The sequence below is a fragment of the Zoogloea sp. genome (assembly GCF_017302315.1).
Lineage (GTDB): Bacteria > Pseudomonadota > Gammaproteobacteria > Burkholderiales > Rhodocyclaceae > Zoogloea.
The window spans coordinates 1-15,167 of record NZ_JAFLDT010000027.1 but is presented as its reverse complement, the minus strand read 5'-3'; the positions used below and the strand labels follow the sequence as shown (position 1 = coordinate 15,167).

Genomic DNA, 15,167 nt, shown 5'->3' with positions numbered 1-15,167 from the left:
GGCATGAGCTACGAGCTGACCATCGAACCCCTCGGCCGCAGCATCGAGGTCGAGGAGGGCCAGACCATCCTCGACGCCGCCCTGCGCGCCGGCATCTTCCTGCCCCATGCCTGTGGCCAGGGCTACTGTGCCACCTGCAAGGTCACCGTGACCGATGGAGAGGTTGACCACGGCAACGCCTCCAACTTTGCCCTGATGGACTATGAACGGGACGAGGGCAAGGTGCTGGCCTGCTGTGCCCGCCTGGAGGCCGATACGGTCATCGAAGCGGAGATTGAGACCGACGACGACGCCCGCGACATCCCGGTGCGGGATTACCACGGCGTGGTCAGCCGCATCGAGGACCTGACGCCCACCATCAAGGGGATCTGGATCACGTTGGATGAGGGCGAAACCCTCGACTTCCAGGCCGGCCAGTACGTCAATCTCAACCTGCCCGGTGAGCTGGGTTTCCGCGCTTTCTCGCTGGCCAGCGCGCCGTCCGCCGGCAACGAGATCGAGCTGAACATCCGCATCGTTCCCGGCGGGGCCGGCACCACCTGGATACATCAGTCGCTGCGGGTGGGCGATCGTCTGACCCTGACCGGGCCTTATGGCCGCTTCTTCGTGCATCGCTCGGCAGGCCTGCCGTCCTTGTTCATGGCCGGCGGGTCGGGGCTGTCCAGCCCGCGTTCGATGATCCTCGACCTGCTGGAGGAGGGCTCCACCCTGCCCATCACCCTGGTCTACGGGGCCCGCAACCAGGCCGAGCTGTACTATCACCAGGAATTCACCGAGCTGGCCGCGCGCCACCCCCACTTCAGCTATGTGTCGGCCCTCTCTGACGAGCCGGCCGACAGCGACTGGCAGGGCTTCCGCGGCTATGTGCATGAGGCCGCCAAGGCCCACTTCGACAACGACTTCCGCGGCCGCAAGGCCTACCTGTGCGGTCCGCCGCTGATGATCGAGGCCTGCATCTCCACGCTGATGCAGGGGCGCCTGTTCGAGCGGGACATCTACACCGAAAAGTTCTTCTCCGCCGCCGACGCCCAGCAGGTGCGCAGCCCCCTGTTCAAACGCGTCTGATCTCCCTCCCTGTCCCGTCCTCTCCCGGGACGGCTTGAATCGGGTATCCGCCCTGGTGGTGGATACCCGTTTTTTTTGGTTTCTCCCCTTGTGGGCTCTCCAGCCCGCCCTGTCGCCTTTTCCTGGTGCAGCGGGCGCCTCCCTGGTGCTCCGACCACCTGGGCTTCCGTACTCATATCCTAAAAAATCAACACCTTAGGGATCAGGCGCGCTCCGCGTTCCGCTTGGACGGCTTCTTGCTTTGTTGCACTGCACATTGACGGATTCGCCCACATTACTAATATGTTAACAATTGAACATGCCGTAACCGGTTTCGGAGAGCGTAAATGAACCTGATCCTTGAATCTGCCGTCGGGCATGGCGCGGTCCAGTACCGCGAGAGCCGCAACGCCGATGTGGACCAGCAGGCCGCTGCGCTCATCTACGAGCGCTGGGGTCAGCGCTATGACCAGCTCTCCCCGGGGCGCTTTGCCGGTTCCATGGACGAGATCCAGCTACCCGCCCTGACGCTGATCCGCGAAACCAGCAATCGGGTGATCCTGCAGAAGGGCTGCACGCCGCCGGGGGTGTTCGCCATCGGCGCCGTGCTCAGCCAGGAGGATCACGGCTATCACTGCGGCGAGCTCATGCGGCCGCGCTCGGCGGCCCTGCTCGACCCGAAGACCGAGTTCGAGATCCGGACCCCCGAGAGCTTCGACCTGGTGGCGGCCGTGTTCTCGCCCCGGGAGCTGTGCGCCCATCTCGACGACCCGACCATCGATCACCGGGAACTCGAGAACGACCTGCTGAAGAGCTCCAAGGTCATTGATCCGGCCCGCTCCACGCAGCTGGCCGATTTCCTGCTGCGGGCCTTCGAGAGCAGCCGCGAGAACTCGGAATACCTGCTGATCCCTTCCAACCTCAAGCAGATGGCGGAGGAGTTCTACGCCCTGCTCAACGAAACGGTCAGCGCGGGGCACGGGGGGCAGGTCTGCGGGGTGTGCCCCAACCGAGAGCGCATCGTGCGCCGGGTGCGGCGCTTTCTGGATGCCAACCCCGAGTCGGCCCTCAGCATCACTGACATCTGCGACGAGGTCGGGGTGACGCGCCGGACCTTGCAGAACGCCATCCAGGAGGTCTTCGGGATCTCGCCCCAGCACTACCTCAAGGCCATCCGCCTCAACGCCTTCCGCCGCGCCCTCAAGGCCCGCGACCCCCTGCGCGAGTCTATCGGCGACGTGGCGGCGCGCTGGGGCTTCTGGCACCTGTCCCAGCTGGCCCAGGACTATCGCCGCCTGTTTGGCGAGCTGCCGTCCCAGACGGGCACCCGCCGACTCCATTCCTGACGCCCTTTTTTTCCAATTCTTGATACAGCCTCCCGGGAGCGCCGCCAGATACTGACCCCGCATTCTCAACAGAGTCGAGCGAGGTCGGAAGATGCACAAGAACACCATTCTGATCGCCCTGATCCTGCAAGCCGGGCTTGCAGGAAGCAGCGCGGCGGGCGAAGCCGGGCGCCCACCCCCAACCCAAGCCCCGTTGCCGGAAGAGGAAATCACCGTCGAGCGCCTGGTGCCGGCCGATGGCAACCGTCTGTACGTCATCGACCCGGCTTTCGGGCATATGGTGGATGGCCGCACCCATGTGCTGGACGGCGCCAGCGGGCGCTTCCTGGGCATGATCGGCACCGGCTTCGGTGCCCTCATGCTTCCGTCCCGGGACGGAAGCAGCCTCTACGCGGTCACTACCTATCACCCGCGTCTGTCCCGCGGGCCGCGCACCGACGTGGTGGAGATCCATGATGCCCAGAGCCTCGAGCTGAAGGCCGAGATCGACATCCCGCCGCGCCGCGCCCAAGGCATCTCCTACCGCAGCATGCTGGCCAGCAGCGCCGACGGGCGCTTCCTGTACATCCAGAACGCCACCCCGGCCACCTCGGTGGCCATCGTCGACCTGGTGACGAAGAAGCACGTGGGCGAAGTCCAGACCCCTGGCTGCTGGTCCATCCAGGCGTGGGAGCAGGGCTACCGCTTCTCCGCCATCTGTGGCGACGGCACCCTGCTGACCGTGACCCTCGACGACGCCGGGCAGGCCGTGTCCCGGGAGCGCAGCGGCAAGTTCTTCGACCCGGACACCGATCCCATCTACATCCACCCGGAGCCCAGCGGAGACCAGCGCTACTTCGTGTCCTACACCGGCAATGTCTACGGTGTGCGTCTGAGCGGCGACGCCCCGGCCTTCGACGCCCCCTGGCCCCTGCTCGACGCCCGTGATCGCAAGCAGGCCTGGCGCCCGGGCGGCCTGCAGATCAGCGCCCTGCACCGGGCCAGCGACACCCTGTTCGTGAACATGCACGACAAGGGCGCCGAGGGCACCCACAAGAACCCCTCGAAGGAGATCTGGGCCTTCGACCTGAAGACCCGCAAGCGCACCGCCCGCCTGCCCTCCAACCACGCCGTGTCGCTGGCGGTGAGCCAGGGCGCCCAGCCCCTGCTCTACAGCCTCAACCTGGAGGCGGCCACGGTGCAGGTCCGCCGCGTGGCGCCCGGCTATCCCAAGGTCCGGGACATCACTGGCGTGGGTGAGACCTCGATGTTCATGGAGGTGAAGTGACATGGGCCCCGATTCTCTTGCCATCGACCCGGTAGTCCTGCGCGGCGTGGCGGCGGCCCTCAGCGTCGTGCTGATCCTCGGTGCCCTGGCCAAGCTGCGCGACATGGAGCTGTTCCGCTACGCGGTGGACAACTACCGTCTGCTCCCCGACGCCCTGGTGCCCGGCTTCGCCTGGGGCTTCGCGCTCTCCGAACTGGCCGCTGGCGTCGGGCTGCTCTTCCCGGCCAGCCAGGGTGGGGCGGTGTGGCTGGCCCTGGCGGTCCTGGGCATGGCCAGCACCGGGGTGCTCATCAACCTGAGCCGGGGCACTGACCGCATCGAGTGCGGCTGCGGTACCGGCGGGCAGCGCATCTCGGCGGGGCTGGTGGCCCGCAACGGGGTGCTCGCCGCCCTGGTAGCCCTGTGCGCCACCGACGAGCTGCCGCGCACCCTCGGCCTCATCGATCACTTCAGCGTCGCCGGCATCGCCCTCGTGCTGCTCGCCCTCTACGCCAGCGCCAATCAGCTGCTGGCCAATCAACCCCTTCTCAAGGAGATTCACTCATGAGCGATCCGCTGATGATTTCCGTTGTTGCCCTGTGGGTGCTGGTGCTGGCCCTGGGCGTGTGCGTGCTGGCCCTGTCGCGGCAGATCGGCATCCTGTACGAACGCGTGGCCCCCATGGGCGCGCTGATGATGGACAACGGCCCCAAGGTGGGCGAGCCCGCCCCGGTGGTGGAGGTGACCGACTGGAACGGCCGCGCCCTGAGCGTGGGTGGCCCCGTAGCCAGGAGCACCCTGGTGTTCTTCCTGTCGCCCACCTGCCCGGTGTGCAAGAAGCTGCTGCCCATCATCCGCTCGGTGCAGGCCCGGGAGGGCCGGTGGTTGAACGTGGTGCTGGCCTCGGACGGCGATCGCACCGAGCACGCCGAGTTTCACGCCAAGCACCGGCTGGGGGAATTCACCTACGTCCTGTCCCAGCCCCTGGGCATGACCTACCGCATCGCCAAGCTGCCCTACTGCGTGCTGTTGGATGCCGGCGGCACCGTGCGCGCCAAGGGGCTGGTCAACTCCCGCGAGCAGGTGGAGAGCCTGCTCAGCGCCTACGAGCACGGGGTGGCCTCGGTGCAGGAGCACATCGACCGCCGCGTCATCGACGCCGTGCCGGAGCGGGGGTGAGCCATGAACTTCCTCAAACTTTTTGACAGCCTGGCCGAGCGCAGCACCCGGGGCGTGGCCCAGCGCTCGGCGCGGCGCGGCTTTCTGGTGGGCGTCAGCAAGATGCTGGTGGCCGGGGCCTTTGCCCTGCCGGTGCTGCCCTTCGACCGCACCGTGCAGGCCGCCGGCAATGCCGGCCGCAAGAAGGCCGAGCCCACCGACACCGACTGCGATTACTGGCGTTACTGCAGCGTCGATGGCTTTCTGTGTTCGTGCTGCGGCGGCAGCATGACCACCTGCCCGCCGGGCACCACCCCGTCGGCCGTGTCCTGGGTGGGCACCTGCCACAACCCCGCCGACGGCCGCGACTACCTGGTCAGCTACAACGACTGCTGCGGGCGGACCACCTGTGGCCGCTGCGGCTGCAACACCAACATCCGCGAGCGGCCGGGCTACCGCATGGGCGTGCACAACGACATCAACTGGTGCATGGCCAACCAGAGCAGCCTGTATCACTGCACGGTGTCCATCATCGTCGGGCTGGAGGAGGGGCAGTCATGAGCGTCACCTTTCCGCTGCGTCAGGCCCGCCTCCTTGCCCTGGCCCTGCTGGCGGCCGTCACGGCGCCGGCCGGCGCGGCCGACGGCAAGGCCGTCTATGACGCCCACTGCGCGGCCTGCCACCAGCCCGACGGTACCGGTGCCCTGGGCCTGGCGCCGCCCCTGGCTGGCACCCTGGGCAAGCGCATGGCCTTTCCCGAGGGGCGCAAATACCTGCCGGGCATCGTGGTCAGCGGCCTGGCTGGCAGGATGGAGTCGAAGGGCGTGGTCTACGAGGGAATCATGCCGTCGTGGCAGCAACTGTCGGATGCCGAGCTGGCCACGGTGCTCAACCATGTGCTGACGCACTTCAACGCCGCCGAGCTGCCCGCTGATTTCAAGGTCATCGAGGCCGATGAAGTCGCCGCGGTTCGCGTCAGGAAGCCGACGTCAAAGGACCTGCGCGCCTGGCGGGCCGCGTCGCATTAGGGAGCTGGGCATGGTCATGATCTCGCTGATTCGCTGGGGGGGGCTGCTGGCTAGTCTGTCGGGGCTGCTGGCCGGTGAAGCCCTGGCGGATAACGCCATGAAGAACTATCGACTGTACTGCATGGGCTGCCACCAGGTTGACGGCAGGGGGGTGCCTGGGAATGGCATCCCCGGCATGCGCGATGAGGTGGGCCATTTTCTGCGCGTGCCAGAGGGCCGGGCCTACCTGTCCCAGGTGCCGGGCACCCTGAACACTCCGCTGAGTGACGGCGAGACTGCCGAACTGCTCAACTGGGTGATGGTGAGCATCGCTCGGGACAGTACCCCCGCTGATTTCAGGCCCTACACGGCGGATGAGGTGAAAGCCTATCGCGCCAGTGTGCCCCAGGATATCCCGGCCCTGCGGGCCCGCCTGCTCAAGCAGATCAAGGCTGTTCTGCCAGGGTCCGCGCTCTAACAGGAATTTCCATGAACTCTTTGCAGCACTTGCGCCGTGGCTTGATGGCCACGGCAGGGACTCTTTTTCTTGCGCTTTTCATCTGTCTCCTTGTCCGCCCGGAATGGCTGGTTGGCTGGGGGACCGTCATCCTGGTGGCGATGGTGCCTGCGCAAATCGTGATAAGTCTGGTCTGGCAGGCCCGATACCCCCTTGTGCTGGCCGCGCTGCCCCAGCCGTTGCGTGGCATGGCCTTCACGGCACTGAACGGCGTAATCGGTGCGGCCGTCGCGTATGTCGCCTGGCGAACGGTCGGCGGTACGCTGCCTGTGGCTACACCTTTCTTGATCATGTTCCTGATCTTCTCTGTGGCCATAACTTTGGTGCTTGTGGTGCCACTGCAGTGCTGGCCGTTCTCTTCCTTGATCGGCCATACGGGCTTGAAGGGGGCTGCCCTGGTGCTTGCGGCCTATGGGTTGGCCTATGGGGGGTATCTATGGCTGTTCGATTTCGGCTTTCTCGTCGGGGCGCCGTTCTACCAGCCAGGGTTGGATCCTCATGGCCTCTTCAGGGCCTGGACGCCACTGGTTTTCTCGATTGCCATGCTTGTGCCTGTGCTGGGTCTGGTGCTGTTCGACTTCTGGCCGATCACGAAACTGACGGCCCGGCTGTCGGTGCTGGGCAGGCAGCCAATGTTCGGTCTCATCGCTCTGACGCTCATTCTTGCCGTGGCGGCCGGGCTTTGGGCGGTCTTTGTCGGCCAGGGGCTGGACCCTGTGGTGTTCATGGTGCGTGTCTGCGTCACCGTCAACTTTGGCTATTTCATCCTGCTTGTCATGTTTGAGGGGGTGCCCCAGCTACGGTTGCCTCAGCCGTGGCGTGGTCTCGTGCTCAACGGCATTGCCATCGGACTGGCAGTGCTGATGTTGTGGCTCTACGAGCACGTGGCAGGGCAGCGTTTTGTCCTGATTGCGGGAGCGCCGGGGTATGCGATGGAGCTGTGGTTGGCTTCGGCGATGCTTGCTGTGACTTTTCCGCTGATGGTCGTGGTCGGCAGCTACTTCCAGTTCTGGCCAATTGCCCGCCCCGCCTCGGTGGGCTCGGATCCCGTTGGCGCGGAGCCCGAAGGTAGATCCCGTTGATGGAATGCACGACCGGAAAAGTTGCCGATTTTTGATAACGAGCCGGTCCCCCCGATTTCTACACTCGATTCCACCAATCAAGCAGTCCGGGCCCGGCGGGACGCCGCTTCCCCTACCCCCAAGGAGGTTCACATGTTCAAGATGAGAAAGGTGGGCGCCGTGCTGGCCGCCCTGTCAGCCCTCACCGGCAGTGTTCAGGCGGCCACCGAGGCCGATGCGGCAAAACTGGGCAAGGAACTCACCCCCGTGGGTGCCGAGAAGGGCGCCAACAAGGATGGGTCGATCCCCGCCTGGCAGGGCGGCGACGCGGCCACGCCGGGCTGGGCCTATGGCAAGAGCCGGGCGGCGCATTTCAAGCACCAGGGTGACAAGCCCCTGTACAGCATCGACGCCACCAACGTGGACAAATACGCCGACAAGCTGTCGCCGGGCCAGATCCAGCAGATCAAGCAGGCCAAGGGCTACAAGATGGATGTCTATCCGTCCCGTCGCACCTGTACCAACCCCGATTTCGTGGCCGAGAACACGAAGAAGAACGTCACCACCGCCAAGCTCGGCCCCGATGGCTGGAGCCTCAAGGAGGCCACGGTGCCGGGCATCCCCTTCCCGCTCCCCAAGAGCGGTACGGAGGTGATGTGGAACGTGAAGATGAAGTACGCGGGCGCGGGCTTTGAGCTGCCCACCCTGTACACCGCCCTGTCGCCGCGCCAGGGGGCCAGCGAGTGGATCGCCGCCACCTCCACCCAGACCTATTACTTCCCCTGGGGCAAGAAGGGCTCGACGGTCCTGTCGTCCCTGCCGCCGGTGGAGTACTTCACCTACTTCTCCTACAAGTCGCCCACGGCGCTGGCGGGGCAGTCCCTGGCCATCACCAACTACCTCGACAAGACCAACGAGGTTTACTACTACTTCCCGGGCCAGCGCCGTGTGCGCCGCATGCCCACCTATGCCTACGACGCGCCGCAGATCGGCTTTGAAAACCAGTACACGATGGACGAGCCGCGCATGTTCAACGGCACCATCGAGCGCTTCGACTGGAAGCTGGTGGGCAAGAAGGAGCTGATCGTCGGCTACAACGCCTTCGGCATGTATGACCCGAGCGTCAAGTTCAACGACGTGGCCAAGGACACCGGCGTGAACAGCGCCAACCGCCGCTACGAGCAGCACCGGGTGTGGGTGGTCGAGGCCACCGTCAAGCCGGGTGTGCGTCACGTGGCCCCCAAGCGCACCTTCTATGTGGATGAGGACAGCTGGGCCATCGTGGTGGCCGACGACTACGACGCCCAGGGCAAGCTGTGGAAGCTCCGTGAAGGCTTCGTCATCCCGGTGTATGAGACAGGCAGCTGCGACAACCCGGCCTTCGTCCAGTACAACCTGATCGATAACCGCTACCTGGTGGACCAGAGCCCCCTGGGTGGCGGCAAGGACATGCGCTGGTTTGTGGACGCCAATGATCCCAAGCTAAAAGAGGGCTTCTACACCTCCGACAACCTGCGGGCCATCAGCGAGCGCTGATCCGGATACCTGACCCCTCAAGGAGAACCCTTCCATGCGCAAGGTATTCAGGATGACAGCCGCGGCTGTCCTCGCCGGTGCCGCCGGCTCCGCTGCTGCCGTGACCTTCGATACCGAGAGCGTCTCAGGCAGCTTTGATTCCACCATCAGCTTCGGCCTGGGTGTACGCGCCCAGGATCCGTCTTGCAACCTGGTGGTGGCTGGGGCCAGTGGCAAAGGCGCCCCCGTCGGCTGTACCACCATCGCCGGTGTCGGAGACCAGGGCAACATCAACTACGCCAAGGGCGACGCCTTCACCACCTATCTGAAAGGCACCCACGAGCTGCTGCTCAAGATGCCCGACGACTGGAAATTCATGGGGCGGGTGAGCTGGCTGCGGGACTTCTCAGCCACCCACACCACGGGGGCGGTAAGTGCCGCCACCGGCCCCAACGGCTACACTGCCTCCCTGTCGGACGAGGCCGAGAAGGATCTGCGCTTCAAGGCCCGCCTGCTGGATTTCTGGGTGAGCAAGGAGTTCTCCATCGGCGAGCAGCGGGCCCGTGTACGTGCCGGTAACCAGGTGATCAGCTGGGGCGAGAGCCTCTTTCTCCCTGGGGGCATCAACCAGACCAATGCGCTGGACATCATGCGCCTGTCCCAGCCGGGCACGCAGCTGAAGGAGGTCTTCCTGCCCGCGCCCATCGTCAGCTTCGCCACCGGCCTGGGCAAGGGCGTCAACGTCGAGGCCTATTACCAGACCAAGTGGAACGACAACTACTTTCCGCCCACCGGCAGCTACTGGTCGATGGTGAACGGCCTGGGCCGGGGTGACGGCACCTACGGCCTGCCGCGGCGCAAGGCCAAGGACTCCGGCCAGTACGGCGCCGCCGTGCGCTGGCAGCCGGAGGGCACTCAGCTGAACCTGGGCTTCTACGCCATGGCCTACCACGACAAGGCGCCCCAGCTAAGCTTCGAGAAGGGGCCGGAGTGGGTGTATGCCCAGGACCGCCGGGTGTATGGCGTGTCCGCCAACATGCCCGTCGGCGACTGGGCCGTGGGCACCGAGTTGTCCTACCGCCCGAAGGACGCGGTGTCCCTCAACCCCAACCTCGATGGCTGCGCCGCCAACAACGGACGCTGCTGGGTGGACGAGAAGAAGTACCAGTGGCACCTAACCGGCGTCCTTAGCATGACCCCGGGCGACTACGGCGGCATCCTCGGACTGCTCGGCAACGCCTCCACCGCCACCCTGATGGTCGAGGGCGTCGCCACCTGGTATCCGGGCCTGCGCAAGCACTACAAGGGCGAGCCCATCGGCGCCGGAGTGTGGGGCTGGGGTCAGGAGTTCGATCTGGGCGGCACCGCCCAGGCCGTGGGCGACAAGCTCTCGGCGGGCTACAACCTGGACTTCAGCTGGGTGTACGACGGCAGCCTGATCCCGGGCTGGCAGGTGATCCCCGAGGTGTATTTCTTCCATGCCGTCACGGGCCGCACCCCCAACTCGTCGGGCCTGTTCATGGAAGGGGCGAAGTCGGCCAACTTTATCGTCACCTTCATGCAGAACCCGGCCAACTGGCAGTTCGGGCTCAACTACGCCAAGTTCTGGAGCGGCTCGCGGGTGTTTGACCAGCCCTACGCAGACCGCGACTTCGTCGGCGCCTACGTGTCGCGCAACTTCTGAAGACTGTTGCCGGGGGGGCGCCCAGCCTCCCGGCCAGCCGGCGCCCGCGCGCACACGAACCCCAGTGGATGACAGAGCATGCTCAACTTATTCAGCGTCGATGACGTGGACCACCTGCTGACCCGCACGCTCAAGGGTCTGGAGAATTTCTGCTTCCGGTACCGGACGCCCTTCCTGATCTGGCTGGCGGTGTTTACTGCCATGATGGGTTACTTTGCCCTGCAGCTACGCATGGAGGCGGGCTTCGAGAAGCAGATGCCCACCGGCCACGAGTACATCGAGACCTTCAAGGAATACCGCAACGATGTGCTCGGGGCCAACCGCCTCAACATCGTCGTCAAGGCCCGCAAGGACACCATCTGGACCCAGGCCGGCCTGACCCGCCTGTACGAGGTGACCCAGGCCGTGATCTACCTGCCCAGCGTCGACCGTCTTGGCGTGCAGTCCCTGTGGACCCCCAACAGCTTCGTCAACGAGATCACCGAGGAGGGCTTCCGGGCCGATCCGCTGATCCCCGGCACGGTGATGCCCGAGCAGCTCAACCCCGAGATCATCGCCGGCATCCAGCGCTCGGCGGGGCAGGGCGGCTTTGTCGGCACCCTGGTGTCCCGCGACCAGACCAGCGCCATGATCGTGGCCGAGCTGGCCGAGGTGGACAAGGACGGCAAGCAGATCGACTACGTGGCCTATAACCAGCAGCTCGAAGCCCTGCGCGCCAAGTTCGAGGACGCCGACTTCGAGATTCAGATCATCGGCTTCGCCAAGCAGATCGGCGACATCGCCGACGGTGCCGCCTCGGTGCTGGAGTTCTGTGCCGTGGCCCTGGTGCTCACCGCCCTGGCGGTGTACTGGTATTGCCACTCCCTGCGCTTCACCCTGCTGCCCATCGTGTGCTCCTTCACCTCGCTGGTGTGGCAGTTCGGTGCCCTGCGCCTGCTGGGCTTTGGCCTCGATCCGCTGGCCGTGCTGGTGCCCTTTCTGGTGTTCGCCATCGGGGTGTCCCACGGGGTGCAGCAGATCAACTTCATCGTCCGCGAGCTGTCCCAGGGGCGGACCACGGAGGAGGCGGCCCGCGCCAGCTTCTCGGGGCTGCTCATCCCGGGCGTGCTGGCGCTGGTGACGGCCTTCGTGTCCTTCATCACCCTGATCATGATCCCCATCCCGATGGTGCGGGAGCTGGCGATCACTGCGTCCCTGGGGGTGTTCTTCAAGATCACCACCAACCTGGCCATGCTGCCCATCGCGGCCTCGTACTTCCACTTCACCAAGGCCTACGCCCAGGAGGCGATGGTCAAGCGCGACCGGCGCGCCCGCTGGCTGCGCACCCTGGCCCGGGTGGCCGAGCCGCGCAACGCCCTGGTGGTGATCGTGATCACCACCGCCGTGTTCGGCGTATCGGTGTGGCAGAGCAGCGACCGGGTGATCGGCACCCTGCAGCCCGGTGCCCCCGAGCTGCGCCCCGAGGCCCGCTTCAACCGCGACGCGGTGGCCATCTCGGAGAACTACGACACCGGCCTCGACTGGCTTACCGTGGTCTTCGAGGCGCCCGCCGGGGCCTGTGAGAACGTGGCCCTGGGCGCCTACCAGGACCGCTTCGTGTGGGACCTGCAGAACACCGAGGGCGTGCTGTCGGCGATCTCCTTCTCGGGGCAGCTGCGCACCTACAACGAGGGCTACAACGAGGGCAACCCGAAGATGTCGGCCATCCCCATCGACCCGGGCAACTACGCTGCCCTGGCCACCGAGATCGGCCGGATGCGCGGCTTCATGCGCAAGGACTGCAGCATGACGGCGGTGCATCTTTTCCTCACCGATCACAAGGCCACCACCATCAGCCGCGTCATCGACAAGGTCAAGGTCTTCCGGGCCGCCCACCCCATGGAGGGGGTGAGCATCCGCCTGGCCTCCGGCAACGCCGGCGTGCTGGCCGCGGTGAACGACGAGGTGGAGCACAGCGAGATGCCCATGATGCTCTACGTCTATGGCGCCATCATCATCCTGGTGGCCCTGGTTTACCGCGACTTCCGGGCCGTGATCACCGCTTTCGGTAGCGCCGAGAACGCGGTGGCGGCCTTGAAGGCAGGTGCATTTGACTATTTGGCAAAGCCGGTAGGGCTTGACCAGTTGCGTGCCTTGGTGAAATCCGCGCTACGTGTATCCGACCAGGGCGGCGAAGAGGACAATCCCTTGCAGTCCTTGATTGGCGATTCCGCCGGGATGCAGCAGGTGCGGGGGATGATCGAAAAACTGGCGCGCAGCCAGGCGCCGGTCTACATCTCCGGGGAGTCGGGCAGTGGCAAGGAGCTCGCAGCGCGTCTGATTCATGGACGGAGCGCCCGTAGCGGGGGCGCATTTGTTGCCGTCAATTGTGGCGCGATACCTGAGAATTTGATGGAGAGCGAGTTTTTCGGCTACCGGAAGGGGGCATTTACCGGCGCTGATAGCGAGCGGGAAGGCTTCTTTCAGGCGGCCAACGGCGGTACGCTTTTTCTCGACGAAGTCGCGGATTTGCCTTTGGGCATGCAGGTCAAACTTCTGCGGGCGATTCAGGAAAAGCGAGTCCGCAAAGTGGGTAGCGTCACCGAGGATGGTGTCGACGTCCGCATCGTTTGCGCAACCCACCGCAATCTTCGTGAGTGTGTCGATAAGGGAAACTTTCGCCAGGATCTATACTATCGCCTGAATGTCATCGAATTGCGCATGCCCCCGCTACGTGAACGACGCGAAGATATCGCGCTGCTGGTGCAGGCCCTGCTTGCCCGTTTGACAGCCGGCGCCGCGCCCAGGCTTTCCGATCAGGCAGTCAGGGCGCTGGAGCAATATCCCTTCCCCGGCAATGTTCGGGAGCTTGAAAATATCCTGGAAAGAGCGACCGCTCTGAGTGCCAGCGATGTGATCGAGGTTGCCGATCTGCACCTGGAACCGGAAGATACCGAGGCCGCAGAGGCCGGCCGAGGGGATGAGACGCTGGATGACTATCTGAATCGCCTGGAGCGGCAAGCCATTCTGGAAGCCCTGCAAAAGACGGATGGCAACCGTACCGCAGCCGCCCGGATGTTGGGTGTGACCTTTCGCTCCATGCGTTACCGCCTGGAACGTTTGGGTATCGAGTAATGGAGTGGCAGCCTTCGGGGTGGCTGACCGGCGTTGATCACCTGCCTTCACCCAATTTTGGGGAGCGGCCGGCGAACGAGGCGGTGACTCTGATCGTGATCCACAACATCAGTTTGCCACCGGGACAATTCGGGGGCGGATGGGTCGAGAGATTCTTTGTGAATGGATTGGACCACACCTTTCATCCCTACTTTGAAGCTATAGCCAGGATCGAAGTGTCGGCGCATTTCTATATCTTGCGCGATGGCCGGGTCATCCAGTTTGTCGGCTGCGATCAACGCGCTTGGCATGCAGGGGACTCCTGCTGGGAAGGGCGAACAAACTGCAACGACTTTTCCGTGGGGATTGAACTGGAAGGTTCAGATCTCGAGCCCTTTTCAGGTTTGCAGTATCAGGCCCTGTGGCCATTGCTGGACGCCCTGCGCCAACGCTATCCAATTTCCGCGATTGCCGGGCACAGTGACATCTCACCCGGCCGCAAGACCGATCCCGGACCCTTTTTCGATTGGTCAGCCTTGCGGGCGCATTGCGCCGAATTACGCCTCCCGTCCGAAGTAACGGCGTAGGCGATCGACCGCTTCGGCGAGTTGCTCGATCCCGGTCGTGTAGGCAAAGCGGATATGCTGCGCCGGCGCGTGACTGCCGAAATCGAGGCCAGGCGTTGCGGCAACCCCGGTTTTTTCGAGAAGGTCGCGCGCCAGCGTGAAGCTGTCGTCGGTCAGTGCCGAGCAGTCGCAGTACAGATAAAAGGCGCCTTCCGGGCGGGCGGTGACTCGGAAGCCGATGGCTTCCAGTGCCGGGGCCAGGAAGTCGCGGCGGCGGCGGAATTCGGCGCGGCGTTCCTCTAATAGTGCAATCGTGGCCGGTTCAAAGGCTGCGAGCGCGCCGTACTGAGCTGGTGCCGACGGACAGAGCGTCAGGTTTTGCGCCAGCTTCTCGACGTCGCGCACGTAGGCTTCCGGTACGACCAGCCAACCGAGCCGCCAGCCGGTCATCTGAAAGTATTTCGAGAAACTGTTGATCACCCAGATGTCGTCGCCGGCAGCGCAGGCGGTAGGGGCATCCGTTTCGTAGGTCAAACCGTGGTAAATCTCATCGACCAGAAAGTGGCCCTCATGCGCCCGACAGGTTTCGGCCAGCGCCTCGATTTCCGGTAGCGTGAGTAAGGTACCGGTAGGATTGGCCGGCGATGCGACCAACAGGCCGTCGGTCTGCGACGTCCAGTGCGCCTCGACCAGCGCGGGCGTTGGCTGGAAGTTGGTATCGGGCCCGACCGGGATGTTGCGCGGTCGACCGGAAAAAGTGGCCAAAATGTGACGATTGCACGGATAGCCCGGGTCGGTCAGCAGCCATTCGCGGCCGGGTTCGGCTAGGCAGGCGAAGGCCTGGTTCAGCGCGCCCGAGGCACCGTTGGTGACGGCAATGCGCCCTGCCGGCACGTCGACGCCGTAACGCTCGCGGTAAAAGCGGCTGAT

14 protein-coding genes are annotated in these 15,167 nt (G+C 64.9%); 13 read left to right on the top strand and 1 reads right to left on the bottom strand.

Going from position 1 to position 15,167, the window contains the following annotated elements; all coding sequences use genetic code 11:
• Positions 1–3 precede the first annotated feature (3 nt).
• From J0L98_RS10125 to ampD, 13 genes are all read left to right on the top strand, one after another.
• Positions 4–1,065 (top strand): phenol 2-monooxygenase domain-containing protein, encoded by a 1,062-nt coding sequence (locus J0L98_RS10125; RefSeq protein WP_296411648.1) that lies wholly within the window; start codon positions 4–6, stop codon positions 1,063–1,065.
• A 326-nt stretch (positions 1,066–1,391) separates the two neighbouring features.
• Positions 1,392–2,390, top strand: coding sequence for a helix-turn-helix domain-containing protein (locus J0L98_RS10120; protein ID WP_296411646.1), 999 nt, complete (start codon positions 1,392–1,394; stop codon positions 2,388–2,390).
• A 91-nt stretch (positions 2,391–2,481) separates the two neighbouring features.
• On the top strand, positions 2,482–3,657 hold the full coding sequence (locus J0L98_RS10115; RefSeq protein WP_296411645.1) for an amine dehydrogenase large subunit: 1,176 nt from the start codon (positions 2,482–2,484) through the stop codon (positions 3,655–3,657).
• A gap of 1 nt (position 3,658) precedes the next feature.
• Positions 3,659–4,204, top strand: a complete 546-nt coding sequence (locus J0L98_RS10110; RefSeq protein ID WP_296411644.1) for a MauE/DoxX family redox-associated membrane protein — start codon at positions 3,659–3,661, stop codon at positions 4,202–4,204.
• A complete protein-coding gene (mauD, locus tag J0L98_RS10105) occupies positions 4,201–4,815 on the top strand; it encodes a methylamine dehydrogenase accessory protein MauD (protein WP_296411643.1) in 615 nt (204 codons plus the stop codon). The genes J0L98_RS10110 and mauD overlap by 4 nt, the downstream gene beginning before the upstream one ends.
• 3 nt (positions 4,816–4,818) lie before the next feature.
• A complete protein-coding gene (locus J0L98_RS10100; RefSeq protein WP_296411642.1) occupies positions 4,819–5,355 on the top strand; it encodes a methylamine dehydrogenase light chain in 537 nt (178 codons plus the stop codon).
• Positions 5,352–5,822: a cytochrome c gene (locus J0L98_RS10095; RefSeq protein ID WP_296411641.1), complete on the top strand. Its 471-nt coding sequence runs from the start codon at positions 5,352–5,354 to the stop codon at positions 5,820–5,822. The genes J0L98_RS10100 and J0L98_RS10095 overlap by 4 nt, the downstream gene beginning before the upstream one ends.
• Before the next feature lie 10 nt (positions 5,823–5,832).
• Positions 5,833–6,279 carry a hypothetical protein gene (locus J0L98_RS10090; protein WP_296411640.1) on the top strand — a complete coding sequence of 149 codons (447 nt, stop codon included), beginning with the start codon at positions 5,833–5,835 and terminating at the stop codon, positions 6,277–6,279.
• Positions 6,280–6,290: 11 nt separating this feature from the next.
• Positions 6,291–7,400, top strand: coding sequence for a hypothetical protein (locus tag J0L98_RS10085; RefSeq protein WP_296411639.1), 1,110 nt, complete (start codon positions 6,291–6,293; stop codon positions 7,398–7,400).
• Between the two features lie 132 nt (positions 7,401–7,532).
• Positions 7,533–8,915: a DUF1329 domain-containing protein gene (locus J0L98_RS10080; RefSeq protein ID WP_296411636.1), complete on the top strand. Its 1,383-nt coding sequence runs from the start codon at positions 7,533–7,535 to the stop codon at positions 8,913–8,915.
• A gap of 34 nt (positions 8,916–8,949) precedes the next feature.
• The gene (locus tag J0L98_RS10075) at positions 8,950–10,578 is read left to right on the top strand and encodes a DUF1302 domain-containing protein (RefSeq protein ID WP_296411635.1); all 1,629 of its coding nucleotides are present in this window, start codon (positions 8,950–8,952) and stop codon (positions 10,576–10,578) included.
• 78 nt (positions 10,579–10,656) lie between these two features.
• Positions 10,657–13,692 (top strand): sigma 54-interacting transcriptional regulator, encoded by a 3,036-nt coding sequence (locus J0L98_RS10070; RefSeq protein WP_296411634.1) that lies wholly within the window; start codon positions 10,657–10,659, stop codon positions 13,690–13,692.
• Positions 13,692–14,258, top strand: coding sequence for a 1,6-anhydro-N-acetylmuramyl-L-alanine amidase AmpD (gene ampD, locus J0L98_RS10065; protein WP_296411632.1), 567 nt, complete (start codon positions 13,692–13,694; stop codon positions 14,256–14,258). The genes J0L98_RS10070 and ampD overlap by 1 nt, the downstream gene beginning before the upstream one ends.
• Here the strand turns inward: ampD and J0L98_RS10060 are convergent.
• Positions 14,229–15,167, bottom strand: a 939-nt coding sequence (locus J0L98_RS10060) for an aminotransferase class I/II-fold pyridoxal phosphate-dependent enzyme (RefSeq protein ID WP_296411630.1), incomplete at its 5' end; no start/stop codon positions are given. The genes ampD and J0L98_RS10060 overlap by 30 nt on opposite strands.